This window comes from Stenotrophomonas sp. P5_B8, from assembly GCF_054049855.1.
Genome location: NZ_JBFULO010000025.1, coordinates 1 through 20,934, shown reverse-complemented (window position 1 = coordinate 20,934; position 20,934 = coordinate 1). Strand labels below are relative to the sequence as shown.

At 65.7% G+C, this 20,934-nt stretch carries 17 protein-coding genes; 14 read left to right on the top strand and 3 right to left on the bottom strand.

What is annotated here, in order from left to right; translation table 11 throughout:
* Window positions 1–76: 76 nt before the first annotated feature.
* Entirely contained in the window at window positions 77–1,477 is a 1,401-nt protein-coding gene (locus ACXJKH_RS02830; protein WP_256775309.1) for a DEAD/DEAH box helicase, read from the bottom strand.
* Window positions 1,478–1,966: 489 nt separating this feature from the next.
* Between ACXJKH_RS02830 and ACXJKH_RS02825 the strand changes: the two genes are divergently transcribed.
* Together ACXJKH_RS02825 and maiA are read left to right on the top strand one after the other, a co-directional pair.
* Window positions 1,967–2,956, top strand: a complete 990-nt coding sequence (locus ACXJKH_RS02825; RefSeq protein WP_457318219.1) for a fumarylacetoacetate hydrolase family protein — start codon at window positions 1,967–1,969, stop codon at window positions 2,954–2,956.
* A gap of 29 nt (window positions 2,957–2,985) precedes the next feature.
* On the top strand, window positions 2,986–3,630 hold the full coding sequence (gene maiA, locus ACXJKH_RS02820; RefSeq protein WP_457318220.1) for a maleylacetoacetate isomerase: 645 nt from the start codon (window positions 2,986–2,988) through the stop codon (window positions 3,628–3,630).
* A gap of 106 nt (window positions 3,631–3,736) precedes the next feature.
* Here the strand turns inward: maiA and ACXJKH_RS02815 are convergent, their stop codons facing one another.
* Window positions 3,737–4,870 carry a PilT/PilU family type 4a pilus ATPase gene (locus ACXJKH_RS02815; RefSeq protein ID WP_038690656.1) on the bottom strand — a complete coding sequence of 378 codons (1,134 nt, stop codon included), beginning with the start codon at window positions 4,868–4,870 and terminating at the stop codon, window positions 3,737–3,739.
* 97 nt (window positions 4,871–4,967) lie between these two features.
* Here ACXJKH_RS02815 and ACXJKH_RS02810 point away from each other — a divergent pair, with 97 nt between their 5' ends.
* The 12 genes from ACXJKH_RS02810 (at window position 4,968) to ACXJKH_RS02755 (ending at window position 19,484) form a co-directional block, all read left to right on the top strand.
* Window positions 4,968–5,369 (top strand): DUF4398 domain-containing protein, encoded by a 402-nt coding sequence (locus ACXJKH_RS02810; protein WP_306175462.1) that lies wholly within the window; start codon window positions 4,968–4,970, stop codon window positions 5,367–5,369.
* A gap of 14 nt (window positions 5,370–5,383) precedes the next feature.
* A complete protein-coding gene (locus ACXJKH_RS02805) occupies window positions 5,384–6,280 on the top strand; it encodes a hypothetical protein (protein ID WP_457318218.1) in 897 nt (298 codons plus the stop codon).
* A gap of 368 nt (window positions 6,281–6,648) precedes the next feature.
* Entirely contained in the window at window positions 6,649–6,867 is a 219-nt protein-coding gene (locus ACXJKH_RS02800) for a YdcH family protein (protein WP_256775312.1), read from the top strand.
* A gap of 222 nt (window positions 6,868–7,089) precedes the next feature.
* Window positions 7,090–8,460 (top strand): pyridoxal-phosphate dependent enzyme, encoded by a 1,371-nt coding sequence (locus tag ACXJKH_RS02795; RefSeq protein ID WP_457318217.1) that lies wholly within the window; start codon window positions 7,090–7,092, stop codon window positions 8,458–8,460.
* 132 nt (window positions 8,461–8,592) lie between these two features.
* Window positions 8,593–9,786 (top strand): cystathionine gamma-synthase, encoded by a 1,194-nt coding sequence (locus ACXJKH_RS02790; protein WP_457318216.1) that lies wholly within the window; start codon window positions 8,593–8,595, stop codon window positions 9,784–9,786.
* Between the two features lie 3 nt (window positions 9,787–9,789).
* Complete coding sequence (locus ACXJKH_RS02785; protein ID WP_256775315.1) at window positions 9,790–10,572, top strand: ABC transporter permease; 783 nt, start codon at window positions 9,790–9,792, stop codon at window positions 10,570–10,572.
* Window positions 10,569–11,801: an ABC transporter ATP-binding protein gene (locus tag ACXJKH_RS02780; RefSeq protein WP_457318215.1), complete on the top strand. Its 1,233-nt coding sequence runs from the start codon at window positions 10,569–10,571 to the stop codon at window positions 11,799–11,801. The genes ACXJKH_RS02785 and ACXJKH_RS02780 overlap by 4 nt, the downstream gene beginning before the upstream one ends.
* The gene (locus tag ACXJKH_RS02775) at window positions 11,782–13,029 is read left to right on the top strand and encodes a class I SAM-dependent methyltransferase (protein ID WP_256775316.1); all 1,248 of its coding nucleotides are present in this window, start codon (window positions 11,782–11,784) and stop codon (window positions 13,027–13,029) included. Before ACXJKH_RS02780 ends, ACXJKH_RS02775 begins: the two co-directional genes overlap by 20 nt.
* A gap of 52 nt (window positions 13,030–13,081) precedes the next feature.
* Window positions 13,082–14,917 (top strand): glycosyltransferase family 2 protein, encoded by a 1,836-nt coding sequence (locus tag ACXJKH_RS02770; protein ID WP_457318214.1) that lies wholly within the window; start codon window positions 13,082–13,084, stop codon window positions 14,915–14,917.
* The gene (locus ACXJKH_RS02765) at window positions 14,914–16,158 is read left to right on the top strand and encodes a rhamnosyltransferase WsaF family glycosyltransferase (RefSeq protein WP_457318213.1); all 1,245 of its coding nucleotides are present in this window, start codon (window positions 14,914–14,916) and stop codon (window positions 16,156–16,158) included. The genes ACXJKH_RS02770 and ACXJKH_RS02765 overlap by 4 nt, the downstream gene beginning before the upstream one ends.
* A gap of 68 nt (window positions 16,159–16,226) precedes the next feature.
* On the top strand, window positions 16,227–18,467 hold the full coding sequence (locus tag ACXJKH_RS02760; RefSeq protein WP_457318212.1) for a hypothetical protein: 2,241 nt from the start codon (window positions 16,227–16,229) through the stop codon (window positions 18,465–18,467).
* 24 nt (window positions 18,468–18,491) lie between these two features.
* Window positions 18,492–19,484 (top strand): glycosyltransferase family 2 protein, encoded by a 993-nt coding sequence (locus ACXJKH_RS02755; protein ID WP_457318211.1) that lies wholly within the window; start codon window positions 18,492–18,494, stop codon window positions 19,482–19,484.
* A 95-nt stretch (window positions 19,485–19,579) separates the two neighbouring features.
* Here ACXJKH_RS02755 and ACXJKH_RS02750 read toward each other — a convergent pair.
* Window positions 19,580–20,934, bottom strand: a 1,355-nt coding sequence (locus ACXJKH_RS02750; protein ID WP_457318210.1) for a hypothetical protein, incomplete at its 5' end; no start/stop codon positions are given.

Below are 20,934 nucleotides of genomic sequence, written 5' to 3'. Positions count from 1 at the left end.
ACGGCCCGGATGCAAACCAAAAAAAGGGCGACGCATGAAGCGTCGCCCTTTTCAATTCAACCGGTCCGCGAACGGATCAGCTGGCGCGACCGCCACCGCCGCCCTGGCTGCGGCCGCCAGCGGCATTGCCACCGCCACGGCGCTGGCCCTGCGGCTGGCCACCACGCGGAGCACCGCGACCGGCGCCATCACGCTGAGCGCCGCCGGCCTTCTTCGGGCCGGCATGGGCGTGGCGCGGGGCCTCGGCGTGCGGGCGACGTGCGTGCTTGCGCGGCGAGCGATCGCCACCCGGCAGCTCGGCCTTGCCCGGCGCGCTGTTGCCCCAGCGGATCGGGGTCTGCGGCTCGAAGCCCGGCACATCGCGGATGTCCATATCCTTGTCCAGCAGGCGCACGATCTGGCGGAGCAGCTTGGCCTCGTCCTGGGCCACCAGCGAGATCGCCTGGCCGGTTGCGCCGTTACGGCCGGTACGGCCGATGCGGTGCACGTAATCCTCGGCCACCATCGGCAGGTCATAGTTGATGACCTTCGGCAGCTCGTTGATGTCGATGCCGCGCGCGGCGATGTCGGTCGCCACCAGCACGGTCACGCGGCCAGCCTTGAAGTCGCCCAGTGCGCGCAGGCGCTGGCCCTGGCTCTTGTTGCCGTGGATCGCCGCGGTCTTGATGCCGGACTTGTCCAGGAACATGGCCAGCTTGTCGCAGCCATGCTTGGTACGGCCGAACACCAGGGTCTGCTCACGGCTGTCCTGGGCCAGAAGGTGCAGCAGCAGCTCGCGCTTGCGCGGGCCATCGACCGGGTGCACGCGGTGGCTGATGTTCTCGGCAACGGTGTTCTTCGGCGTGACCTGGATCTGCTCCGGGTTGCGCATGAACTCCAGCGCCAGCTGCTTGATGCTCTCTTCGAAGGTCGCCGAGAACAGCAGGGTCTGGCGGTTCTGGCGCGGCAGCTTGGCGAGGATCTTCTTGATCGACGGCAGGAAGCCCATGTCGAGCATGCGGTCGGCTTCGTCCAGCACCAGGATTTCGATGCCGGAAAGGTCGACGCTGCGACGCTCGATGTGATCGATCAGGCGGCCCGGGCAGGCGACCAGCAGGTCCACGCCACGGCGCAGCACGTCGAACTGGTTGCCCATGCCGACGCCGCCGTAGATGCAGGCGCTCGGGATGCGCAGGTACTTGCTGTAGCCGCGCAGGCTGTCATGCACCTGGGTGGCCAGCTCGCGGGTTGGGGCCAGCACCAGTGCACGCGGACGGCGCGGGCCATCGACGGCCTGCGGGTTGGTGCCCAGGTGCTGCAGCAGCGGCAGGCCGAACGCGGCGGTCTTGCCGGTACCGGTCTGTGCGCCGGCCAGCAGGTCGCGGCCTTCCAGGGCGAGCGGGATGGCCTGCTCCTGGATCGGGGTGGGGGTGTCGTAGCCCTGCTCGGCCAACGCGCGCAGCAGGAACGGGGCAAGGCCCAAGGATTCAAAAGACATCGGGTGGAAGCTCCAAAGACAAAGTAACGCCAGGCCGAATGGCCGGACGCGAGGCAGATCAGAGTGATCGGCTGACTCGGAGCGTTCCCGTAAACCGCGCTGCGAGAATTGGGTGCAGCCAGCGCGGTGCGCAGACTGGTATGCATGACGAATGGCGTCGGAGTGGGGGCGGGCGACGGATCGATGATCCATATCGCCGGYGATCCCGAAGGGAAACGGACGGCCGCTGCAGACCGGCATAGTCTAGCGGATAGTTGAGTTCCGTACCAAATCCCCCTGTTCAGCTTGGAGACGCCAGCGCCGACGTATCCGGAGCTACCCGGCGCCCGTCGCAATCCGTAACGACCGGCCGTTGGCCGGGCGACCGTCGCAGGCGACCACCCCAGCATCATTCGCATGGGCTATCGTCGTTCTGGCGCAGTGCGACTTGGATTGACCGCGCATTTGATTACACTTGAAACCTATTTTCGCGATTCCGGATACCCACCCATGAAGCTTGGTTCTTTGAAGGAAGGCGGCCGCGACGGCACCCTGATCGTGGTCTCGCGCGACCTGCGCCACGGCGTGCGCGCCACCGGCATCGCCACCACGCTGCAGCAGGCGCTGGAAGACTGGTCGCACCTGGCGCCGCGCCTGAACGCGCTGTACGAATCGCTCAACGACGGCAGCGCCGACGGCGTGTTCGACATCGACCTGCAGGCGCTGGCCGCGCCGCTGCCGCGCGCCTATGAATTCGTCGACGGCAGCGCCTACCTGCCGCACGTGGCGCGGGTGCGCCGTGCGCGGGGCGCCGAAGTGCCGGAGAGCTTCTACACCGATCCGTTGATGTACCAGGCCACCAGCGCCGGCTTCTACGGCCCGCGCGACGCGGTCAAGGTGGTCAGCGAGGACTACGGCATCGACCTGGAGGCGGAGATCGTGGTGATCACCGACGACGTGCCGATGGCGGTGACCCCGGAACAGGCCGCCGGCCACATCCAGCTGGTCGGGCTGGTCAACGACGTCTCGCTGCGCAACCTGATCCCGGGCGAGCTGGCCAAGGGCTTCGGGTTCCTGCAGTCCAAGCCGCGCTCGGCGCTGTCGCCGGTGTTCGTCACCCCCGATGAGCTGGGTGAGGCCTGGCAGGACAGCAAGGTCCACCTGCCGCTGCTCACCCATATCAATGGCGAATGGTTCGGCGCGCCGGAAGCCGGCGTGGACATGCAGTTCAACTTCGCCCAGCTGGTTGCGCACGCGGCCAAGACCCGTCCGCTGGGCGCCGGTGCGATCGTCGGCTCGGGCACCATCGCCAACGAGGACACCARCAAGGGCGCGTCCTGCTTCGCCGAACAGCGCACGGTGGAAACCCTGCGCGACGGCAAGCCGAGCACGCCGTTCATGTCCTTCGGCGACGTGGTCCGGATCGAAATGCTCGACGCGGCCGGCGAGAGCATCTTCGGGGCGATCGAGCAGCGCATCGAACAGGCCGCCAAGCCCTGAACGCGGCCACCGCCACCGACGAGAGCGCCATCGAACTGTTCAGCTACTGGCGGTCCAGCGCGGCGTATCGCGTGCGGATCGGGTTGAATCTCAAGCAGCTGCCACACCGGATCACCCCGGTGCACCTGGTGCGCGATGGTGGACAGCAGCACAGCGCGGCCTATGCCGCGCTCAATCCCCAGGAACTGGTGCCCACGCTGTGCCATGACGGGCAGGTGCTGCGGCAGTCGATGGCGATCCTGGAATACCTGGACGAGGTGTTCCCGCTGCCGGCGCTGCTGCCCGACGATGCGGCCGGGCGTGCGCGGGTGCGCGGTCTGGCACAGTTGGTGGCGTGCGATGTGCACCCGCTCAACAACCTGCGGGTGATGCAGTTCTTCAGCGACACCTGGAACGTGCCGCAGGTCGAGCGCGATGACTGGACCCGGCACTGGATGCGGGTGGGGTTCGACGCGATGGAGCGGATGCTGGTCGAATCGGTCGATACCGGTCGCTTCTGCCATGGCGACAGCCCGAGCCTTGCCGACTGCTGTCTTGTCCCGCAGCTGTACAACGCGCGCCGCTTCAACCTGGACCTGGAGCCGTACCCGACCCTGGCCCGGATCGATGCGGCGTGCCTTGCCTTGCCGGCCTTCGACACGGCGCGCCCGGAAAACCAGCCCGACGCCGCCTGACCGGCGGTAACGCGCAGGGTAGTGCCGGCCGTTGGCCGGCTCCTCAAAAGACTGGATCGAAACCGCACCGGTAGAGCCACGCAACGCGTGGCTCCCCGATCACCCCTCAGAACCCGTGCGTGATCGCCGCCGGCGCACTGTTGGCCGAGAAATCCGCGTACGGATCGTGCTCGCCACTGCCACCTTCGGACAGCCGGAACTTCAACGCCAGGCCATCGCGCGAGTCGGCCGCGCGCAGCGCTTCCTCCTGCTCGATGATGCCGTTCTTGGCCATCCGGAACAGGCACTGGTCGAAGCTCTCCATGCCTTCTTCCAGCGAGGCTTCCATCGCAGCCTTGATCTCATGCACCTGGCCGCGGCGCAGCAGATCGCGGATCATCGGGGTGTTGATCAACACCTCGGTGGCCGGCAGGCGACGCCCGTCCTTACCCTTCACCAGGCGCTGGGACACCACCGCGCGCAGGTTCAGCGACAGGTTCATCAGCACGTTGCGGTGGGCGCTTTCCGGGAAGAAGTTGAGGATGCGCTCGATGGTCTGGTCGGCGTTGTTGGAGTGCAGCGTGGCCAGGCACAGGTGCCCGGTCTCGGCGAAGGCGATGGCCGCCTCCATGGTTTCGGCATCCAGGATCTCGCCGATCAGGATCACGTCCGGCGCTTCACGCATCGCGTTCTTCAGCGCGTTGTGGAAGGCGTGCGTATCCAGCCCGACCTCGCGCTGGTTGACGATGGACATCTTGTGCTTGTGCAGGTACTCGATCGGGTCCTCGATGGTGAGGATGTGCCCGGTCGTGGTGCTGTTGCGGTGGTCGATCATCGAGGCCAGCGAGGTCGACTTGCCCGAACCGGTCGAGCCGACCACCAGCACCAGCCCGCGCGGGGTCATGATGACGTCCTTGAGCACCTGCGGCAGGTTGAGCTCTTCGATGCTGGGAATCTTGCTGCGGATGGCACGGATCACCATGCCCACCTCGCCGCGCTGCTTGAACACGTTGACGCGGAAGCGCCCGGCCTCGGCCAGGGCGATGGCCATGTTGAGCTCCAGCTCGCGCTCGAACTCGGGCACCTGGCCCTCGTCCATCAGCGAGTAGGCGATCTTCTTGACCATTCCCGGCGGCAGGCCGGTATTGCCCAGCGGGTACAACTTGCCCTCGATCTTGATGTATACCGGTGCTCCGGTCGTCAAGAACATGTCCGAAGCGTTCTTTTCGGTCATCAGCTTCAGGAAATAGCCGATATCCATGCGAAATGTTTCCCCAACAATCGGCCGCGTGCCATTGCAAGCACGCCGCAGGCTTCCGACAATGGCCGCGCTCCTACTTCTGGCGACGGCACCCCCAATGAATCCTAGCTTCGCACAAATACGACGTGTCCCGTACCGGACGCTGCTGATATGCGTGACGGTGTGCACACTCGCGTTCGCAGGCGCCGCCCAGGCGCAGGACGGCGCGCTGGAGCTGATGCAGGCCCGGCAGGCGGTCGACAAGGCCACCCAGGCCGATGCCGACCAGTACGCCCCGGACCTGATCGCCGTGGCCCGGCAAGGGCTTGAACAGGCCCAGCGCGCGGCCGGCGACCGCCGCGAGCGCAAGAACGCCCCGGCCCTGGCCGTTCGCGCCACGGTCGATGCCGACCTGGCCCGCGCCCGCAGCGAGGAGGCCACGGCCACCGCCCAGCTGCAGCTGCGCCGCAATGAGGTGACCCAGCTGCAACGCCAGCTCGCCACCGGGGAGAACCGCTGATGAAGGTTTCGCCGATGAAGTCCCCGACGCTGCGTGCCTCCACCCTGCTGCTGGCCGCCAGCCTGGCCCTGCCGCTGCTGGCCCAGGCGGCCGAAGACCCGGCCGTGGCCCAGTTGAGCCAGCGGCTGATGGCCATCCAGGCCAACCCCGATGCGGCCCAGTTGGGCGCCTTCGAGCGGCTGCAGGCCCAGCAGGCGGTCGCGGAGCTGGCCAAGGCCAAGCGCCGTGATGTGGACCAGGCCCGTTACCTGGCCGAGCGCCGGGTCGAGATCGCCGAAACCAGCGTACGTGCCGCGCTGGCCCAGCGCGAGGTCGACCAGCTCGAACGCACCCGCAGCGAGCTGCTGATCGAAGCCAGCCGCCGCGATGCCCAGCGCGCCCGCCAGGAGGCCGAACGCCTGCGCGTGCAGGCGCAGATCCAGGCCGAGGAGAGCGAGCGCCTGCGCGTGGCCGCCGAACAGGAAGCCCTGGCCCGCCAGGATGCCGAAACCGCGCTGACCAGCGTGGCCGGCAAGCAGACCGCGCGCCTGAGCGCAGCCCAGCAGAGCGCGGCCAAGCTGGCCCRCGAAGAGGCCGAACTGGTCTCGGGCAACAAGCTGCCGGGGTCGAAGTTCGACACCCGCGGCGAGGTCTTCACCTTCAACGGCGATGCCTTCGCCGCCGGCAAGGGTGCTTTGTCGGCCGGGGCCAAGGGCCAGGCCAAGGCGCTGGCCGAGTACCTCAACATCGGCAAGAAGGGTCGGGTGCGGATCGAGGCCTATGATGCCGCCGCCGGGGTGGGCGATCAGCGTGCCCAGGCCCTGCGCGACGCGCTGGTGGCCGCGGGCGTCAGCGCCAGCCGGCTGCAGGTGAGCGGCAAGAAGGCGGCGGCGACCAAGGCGCGTTCGGCCGAGGTGATCATCGCGCCCTGAGAACGGCGCGGTGGTCGACCACGATCGTTGGTTGTGATGCAACTGCTTGTTTTCGTTTAATTTTCGTTGTTCTGCGTGTTCAGCCTGAACCTCTGCTGGGCCACATCGAAAATTTCAGATGAAACGCTTGAAGACCCTCCGGAGCAGGCGTAGGGTCAGTTGTCCGGGTGGCCTTCCGCGACCCGGACGATTGGAGGGCCGGGCCGATGAACCGAGGGCTTGAACCACAGCAGTCTGCAGTCCGGGCAGTCCCGGTTGCACGTGCAGGTTCGGTTGCGGTTCGTGTCCGGCGCTCCACCCAAAAGCAACGCCCCGTGCCGTGAGGCCGGGGCGTTCTTGTTTCTGCAACAAGCGATAGGAGGTTCATCATGTTCGAAGGTCAGCCCCAGAGCGAGATCGATGCACGCCGCAAGCGTGACCCGGAATTCAAGGCACTGTACGAGCGGCACCAGAAGTTGAACAAAAAGTGCATGGATGCCCAGCTGGGTGTGTTGCCGATAGACGATCTGACCCTGGGCCGGATGAAGCGTGAGAAGCTGCTGGCCAAGCAGAAGCTGGAACGGATGTACGACTCCCCCATGCATTGAGCCCTTTGGGTACCGGCCTACGGTCGGTACCTTCCCCCGTCGACGCGGGCGGCGTCCGTCTCCTCGTCGAGGGACGCCGTCCGCGTCGTTCTGTGCAGGGCCTTGTGCCGCAGGCCCTTCGTCGGCCGCCGACGGCCGTAGATCGCGGCAACCTGACTTTCTCCGCCAACCGTCGGATAATCACCGGTCCGGCCGCATTGCGGCGCGAATCGATGTGAACCGATGGCAATCCATTCCTCCGTACTTGAACTCATTGGCCAGACCCCGATCGTCAAGGCCCAGCGCCTGGACACCGGCGTCTGCGAGCTTTATCTCAAGCTCGAAAGCGCCAATCCCGGAGGATCGATCAAGGATCGCATCGGCCTGTCGATGATCGAAGCCGCTGAAAAGCGCGGTGACCTCAAGCCGGGCGCGACCCTGGTCGAGGGCACCGCCGGCAACACCGGCCTGGGCCTGGCGCTGGTCGCCCAGCAGAAGGGCTACAAGCTGATCCTGGTCGTACCCGACAAGATGAGCCGCGAGAAGATCTTCAACCTCAAGGCGATGGGCGCCGAAGTGCGCCTGACCCGGTCGGATGTGGCCAAGGGCCATCCGGAGTACTACCAGGACATGGCCCAGCGCGTGGCCGAGGAAACCCCGGGCGCGTACTTCATCAACCAGTTCGGCAACCCGGACAACCCGGCGGCGCATGAGTTCGGCACCGGTCCGGAGATCCTGGCACAGATGGACGGCGACCTGGACGCGATCGTGTTCGGTTGCGGCAGCTCGGGCACCATGACCGGCCTGTCGCGCGCGTTCGCCACCGCCTCGCCGAAGACCGAACTGGTGCTGGCCGATCCGGTCGGCTCGATCCTGGCCGAGTACATCAACGACGGCGTGCTCAACGACAAGTCCGGCAGCTGGCTGGTGGAAGGCATCGGCGAGGACTTCCTGCCCTCGATCGCCGACTTCAGCCGCGTCACCAAGGCCTATGCGATCAGCGATGCCGAGAGCTTCCATACCGCGCGCGAGCTGCTGGGCAAGGAAGGCATCCTCGGCGGCTCCTCCACCGGCACCCTGCTGGCTGCCGCGCTGAAGTACTGCAAGGAGCAGACCACCCCGAAGAAGGTGCTGGTTCTGGTCTGCGACACCGGCAACAAGTACCTGTCCAAGATGTACAACGACTACTGGATGCTGGACAACGGCTTCCTGGAGCGCCCGCAGTCGGGCGATCTGCGCGACCTGATCCTGCGCCCGTACGGCCAGCGCGACACCGTGGTGATCGGGCCGAAGGACCTGCTGACCACCGCCTACCRGCGCATGAAGCTGTACGACGTGTCGCAGCTGCCGGTGATGGACGGCGACCAGCTGGTGGGCATCGTGGACGAAAGCGACGTGCTGTTGCATGTCTACGGCGACGAAGCCCGCTTCCGCGACCCGGTCGCCACGGCGATGGTCAGCAAGCTGGACCGGCTGGACGTGAAATCGCCGATCGAGGCCCTGCTGCCGGTGTTCGACCGCGGCCAGGTCGCCATCGTCATGGACGGCACCGCCTTCCTGGGCCTGATCACCCGCATCGACCTGCTGAACTACCTGCGCCGCCGGGTCCAGTAAACCGCCCCGCGCCGGCCGCAGCTGCTCTGAATCAGCGTTTATCCGCGTCAACGGTCAATTAAGCCGCCGCTGATAGACTTCCGCTCCTTTTGCGGGAGCCCCTACCGGGGCTCTCCATTGCTGGGAAACAACATGTCCGACCACGCTTTCTCCGGGCACGGCAACCGTGCACTTGCCCTGGCTACCCTGGCCATCCACGGCGGACAGTCGCCCGATCCGAGCACCGGCGCGGTGATGCCGCCGATCTACGCGACCTCCACCTACGCCCAGTCCAGCCCCGGCGAACACCAGGGCTTTGAGTACTCGCGCACCCACAATCCCACCCGCTTCGCCTACGAGCGCTGTGTGGCCTCCCTGGAAGGCGGCAGCCGCGGCTTCGCGTTCGCCTCGGGCATGGCCGCCAGCTCCACGGTGATGGAGCTGCTGGACGCCGGCAGCCACGTGGTGGCGATGGACGACATCTACGGCGGCACCTTCCGCCTGTTCGAGCGCGTGCGTAAGCGCACCGCCAACCTGCAGTTCAGCTTCGTGGACCTGACCGACCTGGCCGCCTTCGAGGCCTCGATCACCGAGCAGACGAAGATGGTCTGGATCGAAACCCCGACCAACCCGATGCTGAAGATCGTGGACATCGCCGCGGTGGCCGCCATCGCCAAGCGCCACGGCCTGATCGTGGTGGTCGACAACACCTTCGCCTCGCCGATGCTGCAGCGCCCGCTGGAACTGGGCGCGGACCTGGTCCTGCACTCGGCCACCAAGTACCTCAACGGGCACTCGGACATGGTCGGCGGCATGGTGGTGGTCGGCGACAACGCCGAACTGGCCGAGCAGATGGCGTTCCTGCAGAACTCCATCGGGGGCGTGCAGGGGCCGTTCGACAGCTTCCTGGCCCTGCGCGGCCTGAAGACCCTGCCGCTGCGCATGAAGGCCCATTGCGCCAACGCGCTGGCCCTGGCCCAGTGGCTGGAGACCCACCCGGCGGTGGAGAAGGTGATCTACCCCGGCCTGACCTCGCACCCGCAGCATGAACTGGCCACGCGCCAGATGAACGGCTACGGCGGCATCGTCTCGATCGTGCTCAAGGGCGGATTCGCGGCGGCCAAGCGCTTCTGCGAGAAGACCGAGTTGTTCACCCTGGCCGAGTCGCTGGGCGGGGTGGAAAGCCTGGTGAATCATCCGGCGGTGATGACGCATGCGTCGATCCCGGTGGAACGCCGGGAGCAGCTGGGGATCAGTGATGCGCTGGTCCGGCTGAGCGTGGGGGTTGAGGAGTTGGGGGATCTGCAGGTGGATCTGGAGCAGGCGCTGTTGGCTGGGAACTCCTGATCGATGCAGAAGCACGCCAACCTGCTGTTCCTGTTCCGCCAGCTGCTGGGGCGTGAGCTGGCCGCCCGTTATCGCACTACCACGTTGGGCGTCCTGTGGCTGGTGCTGCAGCCGGTGCTCATGCTCTGCGTTTACACCCTGGTCTTCAGCGGCGTCTTCAAGGCACGCTGGGCAGGGGCCGAATCGACCGGTGACTTCGCCCTGATGCTGTTCGCCGGGCTGGTGCCGTTCACCCTGTTGTCCGAGGTGCTGGTTACCGCTCCGGGGATCATCGCTGGGCAGCCCAACTTCGTGAAGAAGGTAGTGTTCCCGCTGCCGGTGCTGTCCATGGTGAAGGTGGCGGCCGCGCTGACGACCGCTGGGATCGGCTTGCTGATCCTGCTCGTCGCGCAAACCTGGCAATCCGGCCTGCCCTCGGCCTGGGCGCTCACCGCGCCGCTGATTCTGCTGGAAATGACCCCGATGCTGCTGGCGATTGCCTGGTCGTTGTCCGCGCTGGGCGTCTATCTGCGCGACATCGGCCAGTTCGTCGGCATCCTGAGCAGCGTGCTGCTGTTCCTGAGCCCGATCTTCTTCCCGGCCAAGGCGATGCCTCCGGCCGTGGCCGGGCTGATCCACTTCAATCCACTGGTGACCCCGATCGAACAGCTGCGCGCGGTCACGGTCCAGAACGCGGCGCCTGACCTGGCTGTGCTGCTGCCCCACTTCACGCTGTCGGTGATCTTCGCGCTTGTCTCCTACGCTCTCTTCCGTCGCCTCTCGCGCGGATTCTCGGACGTCCTATGAACAGCCCACTTCCCGCTGACACGGCAACCCTTGCCGACGCGGCGATCGAAGTCCTGAATGTCACCAAGGACTATCCGGTCTACGCCAGCCCGCGCGATCGCCTGATGTCCCTGCTGCGGCCGTCCGGTGATCGCGCCAGCCGTACCTTCCGTGCTCTGGATGGGGTCAATCTGGTCGTGCCCCGCGGCGAGACCGTTGGCATCATCGGCCGCAACGGGGCAGGCAAGTCCACCTTGCTGCAGATCCTCTGCGGGACGGTCCGCCCGACCTCCGGGTCGGTGAACATCCATGGCCGTTTCGCCGCGCTGCTCGAACTCGGCGCGGGCTTCAATCCAGATTTCTCAGGGCGCGACAACGTCTACCTGAGTGCCTCGCTGCTGGGTCTGAGCCGCAAGGAAGTAGACGACAAGCTGGAGTCGATCATCGCCTTCGCCGACATCGGCGATTTCTTCGATCGGCCCGTGAAAACGTACTCAAGCGGCATGTACGTGCGCCTCGCGTTCTCGGTGGCCATCCATACCGAGCCGGACGTGCTGATCATCGACGAAGCGCTGTCGGTGGGTGACATCCGCTTCCAGATGAAATGCCTTGCCCGGATCGAGCAGATCCGCGCGCGCGGCGCCACCATCCTGTTCGTCTCGCATTCGCTGGAGCAGGTAAAGCGCTTCTGCCAGACCGCCCTGTGGCTGGAAGGCGGCAAGGTCAAGCTGCATGGCGAGGCCAGTTTCGTCGCCGATCGATTCCGCGACTATGAACTGGGGCGCGAGCAGGCAAGTGAGGCGGCGGCCGAGACGTGTCGTGCGCCACGCCCGGATAGCATCCCCGCGCACCTGGAGACGGTTGCGTTGAGCACGGACATGCTCGCGCCATTCGAGCCGTTGAGCGTGGACATCAGCTATACCGTGGTCGACGACGCGGTGCAGGGTCTGTTGCTCGGCGTGGCGATCAAGGGCATGGATGGTTTGCACATCTTCGGTCCAAATACCTATCTGGAGCGCGTGCAGATCCCGACCTCGCGTGGGTCGCACCGCGTCACCTATCACATTCCTTCGATGACCCTGCTCACCGGCACGTACCGTGTCGATGTGGGCCTGTTCACCGACAAGGGCCTGGTCTGCCTGGACTACCTGTCCGAAGCCAGCGTATTCACCGTGGCTGCGCCCTATTTCAGCGAAGGCGTGGTCTATATCCCCCATGAGTGGAAGGTCCATGACGTCGACGCTTCTTGATATCCCGTTCGACCATTACCAGCGTTACGCTGCGGCCGCACACCTGCTCCAGACCCTGGGGCTCGACGCGCCGAGCGTGCTGGAGGTAGGGGCCAATCGGCAACGCCTGCTGGGCCAGTTCCTTCCGCAGGCGACCTTCCTGTACACCGACCTTCACGTTGAGGGTGACGAGAAGGACTTCGTTGTCGCCGATGCAACCGCGCTGCCGTTTACCGACCAGCAGTTCGATGCGGTGGTGTCCCTGGACGTGCTTGAGCATATTCCCGCCGATCTGCGCACGCGCGCCATCGCAGAAATGGCGCGTGTTGCAGGTCGCGCCGTGATCGTCGGTTTTCCGCCCGAGCGGCCCTGGGTGGAGCAGGCCGAGGTGGAGGCCAACGGGCGTTGGCATGAGTTGTTCGGTGAAGATTACGTGTGGCTGCAGGAGCACAAGGAGTTCGGCCTGGTGCAGACGGCCGAGGTCGTGCAGACCTTCGAAGCCGCCGGCATGGAAGTACTGCGCTTTGGCCAAGGCAATGCCACTTTGTGGGCAAGCTTGATGGGCACGCATTTCATCAAGGTCAAGTTCCCCGAGCTGGAACCCTTGGTGGAAGCGGCCGATCGCCTGTACAACAGCCGGGTTTTTGCCGGCGACCATAGCGATGAGCCGTACCGCGAGTACTACGTTGCCGTGCGCCGTGACACCGATGCCGCGCGCCTGCGGGCCAATCCTCCCTTYCAGGCCGGGTCGGACGCGGAAGCGACTGCCCTGCTGAGCGGGTTGGCCAAGGGCCTGCGCGCTTTGGGGCTCCGTGCCAACAACGCGGAGCGCGAGTGGGAATCCACGGCCCGGATGCTGGACGCCTACATCGCAGACTTGGCGGTAGCCAAGCGCGAATGGGGCGCTGCTGCCAACTACGCCCAGCAGTTGCAGGCGGCCAAAGACGAAAGCGATGCAGGTTGGCTGGCCCGTGACGTCGAGAGCCAGACGGCCCTTCAGCACGCCCGGGAAGAGCTCCACGCAATGGTGCAGACCGTCTCCCAGCGCGACGAGCAACTCGCGCAGGCCGAGCAGCGTCTGCTGCAGGAGCGCGAGCAGCAGGATCAGGCGCGCCGCAGGCTGGAAAGCCAGCGGGCGGACGATGCGGCCGCCTACACACGGTCGCGCAGGAAATGGAAGCTGGTGATGCTGGCACTGGGGGTCGGCGGACTGCTGGCCGGCTACGCCGCCGCATGGGTCACGTTGTGAGTTGGCCTGTCTACGTGCGCGCCCAGGCACCGAATAAAAAGGGAGTTATCTGATGCTGTCCAAACTGAGCAACGTGCTCAAGGCGATCTACTGGAGCGTCCGCCGTGCACAGGGCCAAGGTGTTTCCGCAGGAAGCATCTTCTCTGCGCTTGCGCGTGCCTCGCGCAAGGGGCCGCGACAATTGGTGCGGGCGATCCTTGCCTATGCCAATGGGCCGCAGACCCCGCCGAACCCGCTTGCGCCTGATGCGTATGCGCAGTGGCTGGCCGCCCAGCGACCGGTGCCGGTACCGGCCGACGCCGGCCTGATCAGTGTGGTGATGCCGGTMTGCAACACGCCGGAGAATTTCTTGCGCGAGGCCATTGCCAGCGTGCAGCAGCAGACCTACCGGAACTGGGAAATCTGCATTCACGACGATGCTTCCGACCAACCGCATGTCGCCTCGATCCTCGCCGAACTGCAGCGCGAGATCCCCACGTTACGGGTGACCCGTTCGGCGCAGCGCAGTGGCATTGCAGCGACCACCAACGCGGCGCTCGCGCAGGCCAGCGGTCGTTGGGTGACGTTCCTGGATCATGACGACCTGCTCGAACCCGACGCGTTGGCCTCGGTCGTCGAATGCCATGTCCGTACCAACGCCGATATCGTGTACTCCGACCATGACGTGCTGGGTGATGACGGACGCCTTCGTCACCCGTATTTCAAGCCGGACTGGAACCATGACCTGTTCATGGCGCAGATGTACCTGGGTCATTTGGTCAGCTTCGAGCGCAACTTGATCCAGCGTCACGGCGGTCTGGACAGCAGCTGCGATGGTTCGCAGGATTACGACCTGGTCCTGCGCTGCGTGGCTGACGGTGCGCGTGTAGCCCACGTGCCGCGCGTGTTGTACCACTGGCGCGCCCATGCCGGCTCGACGGCCGCCAATGCCGGTTCCAAGCCCTACGCGCACGATGCCGGCAAACGCGCGATCCAGCGTCATGTCGATGTGCTCTACCCGGGTGCCCAGGTGGACGATGGCAAGCAGCTTTTCTGCTACGACGTCCGCTACCCGATCCTCGCGCCTGCGCCGATGGCCAGCATCATCATCCCGACCCGCGACGGACTGGACCTGCTGCGCACCTGCGTCGAATCGCTGCTGGCAATGACCGACTACCCGGCCTACGAGATCATCGTGGTCGACAACGGCTCTACCCAGCCCGAGACGCTGGCGTGGTTGCAGGTGATGTCGCAGCGCGGTGATTTCCGGGTCATCGACGCCGACGTGCCATTCAACTGGTCGGCGCTGAACAACCTGGCTGCCGCCCAGGCACGTGGCGACGTGCTGGTGTTCCTGAACAACGATACCGAGGTCATCAAGGGCGACTGGCTTCAGCGCCTGGTGGAGAATGCGTTGCGCCGCGATGTCGGTGTCTGCGGTCCACTTCTGCTGTACGGAGACCGCACCATCCAGCATGCCGGTGTTGTGATCGGCATGGGCGGCTGGGCCGACCATGTCTTCAAGGGCGAGGTGCCCCAGCACAACCAGAACCTGTTCGTGTCGCCGGTGCTGCAGCGTCAGGTGCTGGCCGTCACCGGCGCCTGCATGGTCATTGCCCGCGACAAATTCGAGCAGGTCGGTGGCTTCGACGAATCGTTCATCGTGTGTGGCAGTGATGTCGAACTGTGCCTGCGTGCTTATGCCGCTGGCTTCCATACGGTCTACGTGGCCGAGTCTTCGATGATCCACCATGAATCCAAGACGCGCGATCCGCGTGCCATCCCGGAGAGCGATTTCGTGCGTTCGGCGCAGGCTTATTCGCCGTACCGCGAAGAAGGCGATCCGTTCTACAGCCCCAACCTGGATTACATGGCGTCCTCACCGCGCCTGAAGCGGAGCGAGGCATGAGTCGTCTGGCTTCGCTCCTGCGACGTGTCGCCGGTCGTCTCGAGGCCGGTGGCCCGGCCAGTGTGGCCCCGGCCACCAGCGTCGGGGAAATAACGCYTTGTGATGCGCGCCACGACCCGTGGCAGGGCAAGCGGCTGAACCTGGTGCTGCCCTCGATCAACCGCCGGCACTATTTTGGCGGCATCCATACTGCAGTGTTGATCTATCGGGAGCTGTGCCGGTTCTTCCCCGCCTCGCGCATCATCCTGGTGGACAGCGAGCCAGATGAGGAGGCGCTGTCGCGCTTCGCCGACCATACCCTGGTGTCCGCCGGCACCACGTCCGATGCACAGCGCCAGATCGTTCCGTTCAGTGACCGCTATGGCAAAACCTTGCCGGTTGCGGGCGAGGACATCTGGGTAGCCACCGCGTGGTGGACGGCATATGCCGCGCAGCGGCTGTCGGCTTGGCAGGACGCCAACGGCGGGATCGACCGTCCAATGGTCTACCTGATCCAGGATTTCGAGCCTGGCTTCTATGCATGGTCCAGCCAGTACGCGCTGTCGCTCAGCACCTACCGGTGCGACCGTGACATCGCGATCTTCAATACCGGCCTGCTCGCCGACTTCTTCGCCCATCACGGCATGCGGTATGCAACTGCCAGCGTATTCGAGCCGGTGCTGCATGACGGCCTGCGTACTGCCTTGGCCGAGGCGCGCAATGCCACCACCGCGCGCGAGCGGCGGATCGTCGTCTATGCGCGCCCGGGGACCCCGCGCAACGCGTTCGAGCTGATCTGCGAAGGCCTGCGCCTGTGGGGCTGGAAGGATCCGCGCTCGGCCCAATGGCAGGTGGCCGCCCCGGGCGAGATTGAAAACGACCTGGACCTGGGGCCGTTCAAGCTCAAGGCGCTGGGCAAGCTGGACATCGATGCGTACGCCACGCTGCTATCGACGTCGTCGATTGGGCTGTCGTTGATGGTGTCCCCGCATCCGAGCTATCCGCCGCTGGAGATGGCGGCGTTCGGCATGTCGGTGCTGACCAACCGCTACGACAACAAGCGGCTGGACGAGACCGTGGCCAATGTCCATTCGCTGGCGTCGATGACGCCCGAGGCTATCTGCGCGGGTCTGAGCGCACTGGTCGACGCGTGCGAAGCGCGTGGCATGATGGCCGCGCCGGTGGCCTCGGGAGACCACCCATTGATGGCGCAGGGCAGTTTCGACCGGATCGCCGCTGGCGTGGCGCAGGCACTGGCGTAACCACATCGATGGGCGCCGGTGCACAGGGATTGGACAGGGGACGTACATTGGATGTGTTGAAAACACGCATGCGCAGCAAGCGCTGGCTGTTCCTGCTGTACCTGGTGGTGGTGGCGCTGTTTGCCAGAACCCGTTGGCAGTTCGAATTCATGCTGCTGCTTACGGTGTCGCTGCTCACGATGTCGCTGATCGGACACCGGCTGCTCACCTGGCTGGGGATAGTGCCGCAGCCAGGTGCACCGCTGCTGTTTTTCAAGGCGTTGCTGGGCCAGTTCGTACTGATCGTGGCGTGGTTGTTGTGCAGCCCGCTGACCTATGCGTGGACGCAGGGCCTGGGCCTGCCATGGGCCCTTCCGTTGCTCGTGATGGGCGTGGCCGGCGCGGCAACGTGGAGCTTACTCAAGGACAGAGGGCGCGGCCTGTCGGGCGGCAACGTTGCGCCAGGATCGGCATTGGCATGGGTCCCGGCAGTGCTGGGCGGGCTGGTCTGTCTGAAGCTGGCTGCGTATTACYCCATGCGTGCCGGCAGCCTGGGGCTGGATACGCACCAGCACATCGCTTTCAGCCTTGATCTGTTCCGCGCCGGCTATCCCAAGCTCAGCGCGGGCAGTACGGACTGGGTGGAAAAGTACCCGAAGATGTTGCACCTGCTCACCTCCTTGTGGGCGTGGCCTGGGCTGGGCCACCACATGGGACCGTTCCTGAAGGTGCAGCCGGTACTGCAGGCGACGCTGGCGCTGTTTGCACTGTTCGAGCTGACCGGGTGCTGGTTGCGCCGGAGCCTGGTCGATCTGCGGTTGCAGACCGCCTTCGCAGCGTTGGTGTCGTTGCTGTGGTGCTAYGTAATGGTGCGCGGCACGTCGTACCTGTATCCAATGCCGGACCTCAACAGTACCGGGCGGCTGGCAGCATTCGGCGTGTTGCTCGCGCCGACCTTGTGCGCCGTGCTGTGCTGGCTGGTACCTGCACGCGCGACCCAGCTGTTGGCATGGACGTTGTTTGCGTTTGCCGGTGCGATGGCGGCAAAACTCAATCCGTCACTGGTCATCGGCTATGCCAGTTATGCCGTGCCGCTGTTTGCGGTGGTGATGCTGGTGCCGTGGTGGAAGACCGGCAGCGTAGGCGGGCGGCTGGGGCGGCCGGCGCTTGGGATGCTTGCCGGCGRCCTGCTGGGCGGCCTGTTGCTGGCATGCGATCCGTACTACCTCCAACTGCTCGCTGAAGTAAGTCCTACTGTTCATCAGTTTGTCGAGAACACCCTCGGCTTGCGCGTGCTGGAGACCTCGCACGACATCAGCTCGGCCAGCGGCGGCCTCGCGCGCGTGTGGGAAGTGCTGCGCTGGGAACTCTGGTACGGTCCGCAGCCGGCGCTATGGGACCAGGGATTGCCTGCGGCCGCACAGATATTCAGTGCAAAGCTGCTCTGGGCGACGCGTGTGGCTGCGGTCCTATCGCTGCTGCTAAGCCTGGCCTTCATGGTGCTGCTGCCGCGCAGACAGCCACAGCGTAATGGCTTCGTGCTGCTGTTCGTGTTGCAGGTAGGTGCGTTGCTGGCCGTGGTGATCGCGCTGCGCTCGTCCAACATCATCTCGCTTGTGCTGGGCCACGAGACCTTGCAGGCCAGTCTGCTCAGCACCTATACCCAGCGCTACGTGGACCTGCTGGCCATGTACAGCGTGCCGATCCACTGGCTGCTGCTGTGCGCCACCGCCGTGCTCGGCTGGGATGCGCTACGCTCCCTGCGCGGCGCGCCGGCTGCGGCCGACGCGGCGCCGCGTTGGGCGGGTTGGGCGGTATTACTGGTCCTGCTCGCCTGCACGTTCGCCTTCCGCAAGATCGATGTCCAGGGCCCGCCACCGAAGAGCATGGGCTGGACGCTGCCGGTCACCGAGAAGAAGGTGCGTCAGTTCCGAGCTGCCGAGGCTCGGCTGCCCAAGGACGCCGTGGTCCTGGCGCCTGCCTACAGCAAAGTGCTCAACGGCCGCGAAGACTGGGTGCTGCCGGCGGGTGAAATCGCCTCCTACCTGCCGTTTGGCGCGCGCGACTACCTATTCAACGTGCGCCTGGGCAGTGGCTACTCCTTGCAGGCCCATGACCTGGACGCCGCGTTCTGCCACGCATCGCGTGCCGACGCGCGCGCGCTGCTGCGTCGGCAGGGCATTACCCACATCATTGCCACCCGCGGCAGTGCCCGCGCACCGCTGTTCGACCGGGAGTACTGTTCGCTGAGCTATCGCGACCTGGGCATCTGGGGCAGTGAGGTGTCCGAGGGCCCGGATGGCATCGTGTTCTACCGTATCCTGCCCTGACCGATGATCCGCCGAGACACGCCGATGAGTTCCCTGCCAGTCACTTCCGTCCATCCGCCGCGCGTCGCCGTGGTCATTCCTTGCTACAAAGTGACCCGGCACATCCTCGGGGTGATCGCGGCAATCGGACCGGAAGTAACCGCCATCTACTGCGTCGATGACGCATGCCCGGAGTCGTCCGCAGACCTGATTGAGCGCCAGAACACCGACGCGCGGGTGCGGGTGGTTCGCCGGGCCGAAAACGGGGGCGTGGGCGCGGCCGTGCTCAGCGGCTATGCGCAGGCGGTGGCCGATGGCATGGATGTCATGGTCAAGATCGACGGCGATGGCCAGATGGATCCGCTGCTGCTGCCGCACTTCGTCAATCCCATCCTTCGCGGCGACGCCGATTACACCAAGGGCAACCGCTTCTGGGATCTCACCCAGATCCGACAAATGCCCTGGATCCGACGGGTGGGTAATCTCGGTCTGTCGTTCCTGGCCAAAGCCTCGACCGGCTACTGGGACACTTTCGATCCGACCAACGGCTACACCGCCATCCACGCGCGCGTGGCCGAGCGGCTGCCGGTGGAGGTCATCAGCAAACGCTATTTCTTCGAAACCGATGTGCTGTTCCGGCTCAACACCATGCGTGCGGTGGTGGCCGACGTGCCGATGGACGCGCGTTATGGCGACGAACAAAGCAACCTGAGCATCGGCAAGGTGCTGGGCGAGTTCGCGGTCAAGCACCTGCGCAATCTACTCAAGCGCATTGCCTACAACTATTACCTGCGTGACCTGTCGATCGCCTCGTTTGAACTGGTCGCCGCCGCCATCCTGTTGGTCGGTGGCGCCACCTACGGCGGCTGGCACTGGTGGCAGGCGGCTTCGCAGGACCTGCCCTCGCCAGTGGGGACGGTCGTCCTGCCGGCAATTGCGCTGGTCAGCGGCCTGCAGTTCCTGCTGGCCTTCATCGGCTATGACATCGCCGCCGTGCCACGCCGTGCTTTGCACGGATCGCTCATTCCGCTGCGCTGAGTCGTACCGGCCCCGAAGGGGCTACGCCCCTTCGGCCGATGCGGAGTGGGTGCCGTTGATTGCACCCACTGACCCGACCCGTCGTGGCGCCTCCCCTACTGGTAGTTGAAGGCGCCGCTGCAGATGCCGGGAAGCACGATCTTCATCGGGCCCGGCGCCAGCGCCGAGCGCGGCGCATAGAGTTTGAAGGGCGCGCCGTAGTCCTTGCTGTCGGCGCCCCTCTCGGGGACTGCCAGGATACCGCGGCCGATGATCCGGTCCTGTGCGTCCAGCAGGTACAGCGTGCTCAGGCTGTGTCCCAGTCGTTCGTCCACCAGGCCGCCCTGCAGGCGTGTCCACCCTTGGGACTGAGGCAGGTCCGTGGTGACCGGGGGCACCACGCCGCAGCCTGCCGCAGGCGCATCAGCGTAGACCGTGCCAATGCTCTCGGAGGCATCGTGGATCCAAGGACTGGCGAAGATGGACAGGTCCTGTGCGGCCGCCTCGTGCGCGATCTGCAGCACGCGTGGTGAATCGGGATACGTCCACATCAGCTGTTCGTCATCGCGGGCTCCCATCTCCAGCGCCATCGCGGCGACGACCCGCTCGAAATCAGCGAGTGGATTGTGCTTGAGCGCGTTCCATTGCAAGGGCACGAAGACCAACGGAATGATGAGCAGCACGCTGGCCCAGTGACCGCGCGCCCAGGCAAAGCGCGTCGACAGGCGGGCCACGCCCAGCGCCAGCACGCAGCCGATGATGAGCAGGGCCGGCGTCGTGTAGCGGCTGGCAACGGCACTCTCCAGCCCGAAAACGATCCGGCTGGTGGCGACCGCGAATGCCGAGGCCCCGAGGTAGGCCAGGAACAGCCCGATGACCAGTTCCATATCCACCGAGACGCGGCGCCGCAGCAACGCGGCCCCGCCAAGCAACGCGGCCAGTACCGTGATCAAGCCGCCACATGCAGCGGCCAGACGGACATTGGGCGCCGCGTCGGGCACCAGGTGTGCGAACGGGCTGCCCAGGTAGGCAAACAGGAACCACAGCACGCCGCGCGGCTGGCGGCCCAGGGTGACCGCCAACGAGTCCTTGCTCGGCGACACGTAGCCATGGAAATAGAGTGCGCAAACGGCGATGGCGACCAGTAGGGCCAAGCCGCTGCGGCGCCAGCCCTGACGGCCTATCACGCAGCCGGCGAAGATCAGCCAGGAGGCGACGACGCCATTGGCCATGCTGCCGGCGGCGAGCACGCCCACGCCCAGGCTTGCGGCAAACCACCAGTGCCGCCGTTGGCCAGGGAGACTGGACTTCCATAGCAACACCAGGCCCACCAGCGGCAACAGCTGGGCAAGGAAGAACTGGCTCTGGAAGCCCCAGGTGAGGTTGTTCTCCTGGGTCCAGAGAAAAGCCAGGCCCAGGATCACCGCCATGGTGATCTTCATGCTGGTGGTGACTGGCGTGGCAATGCGCG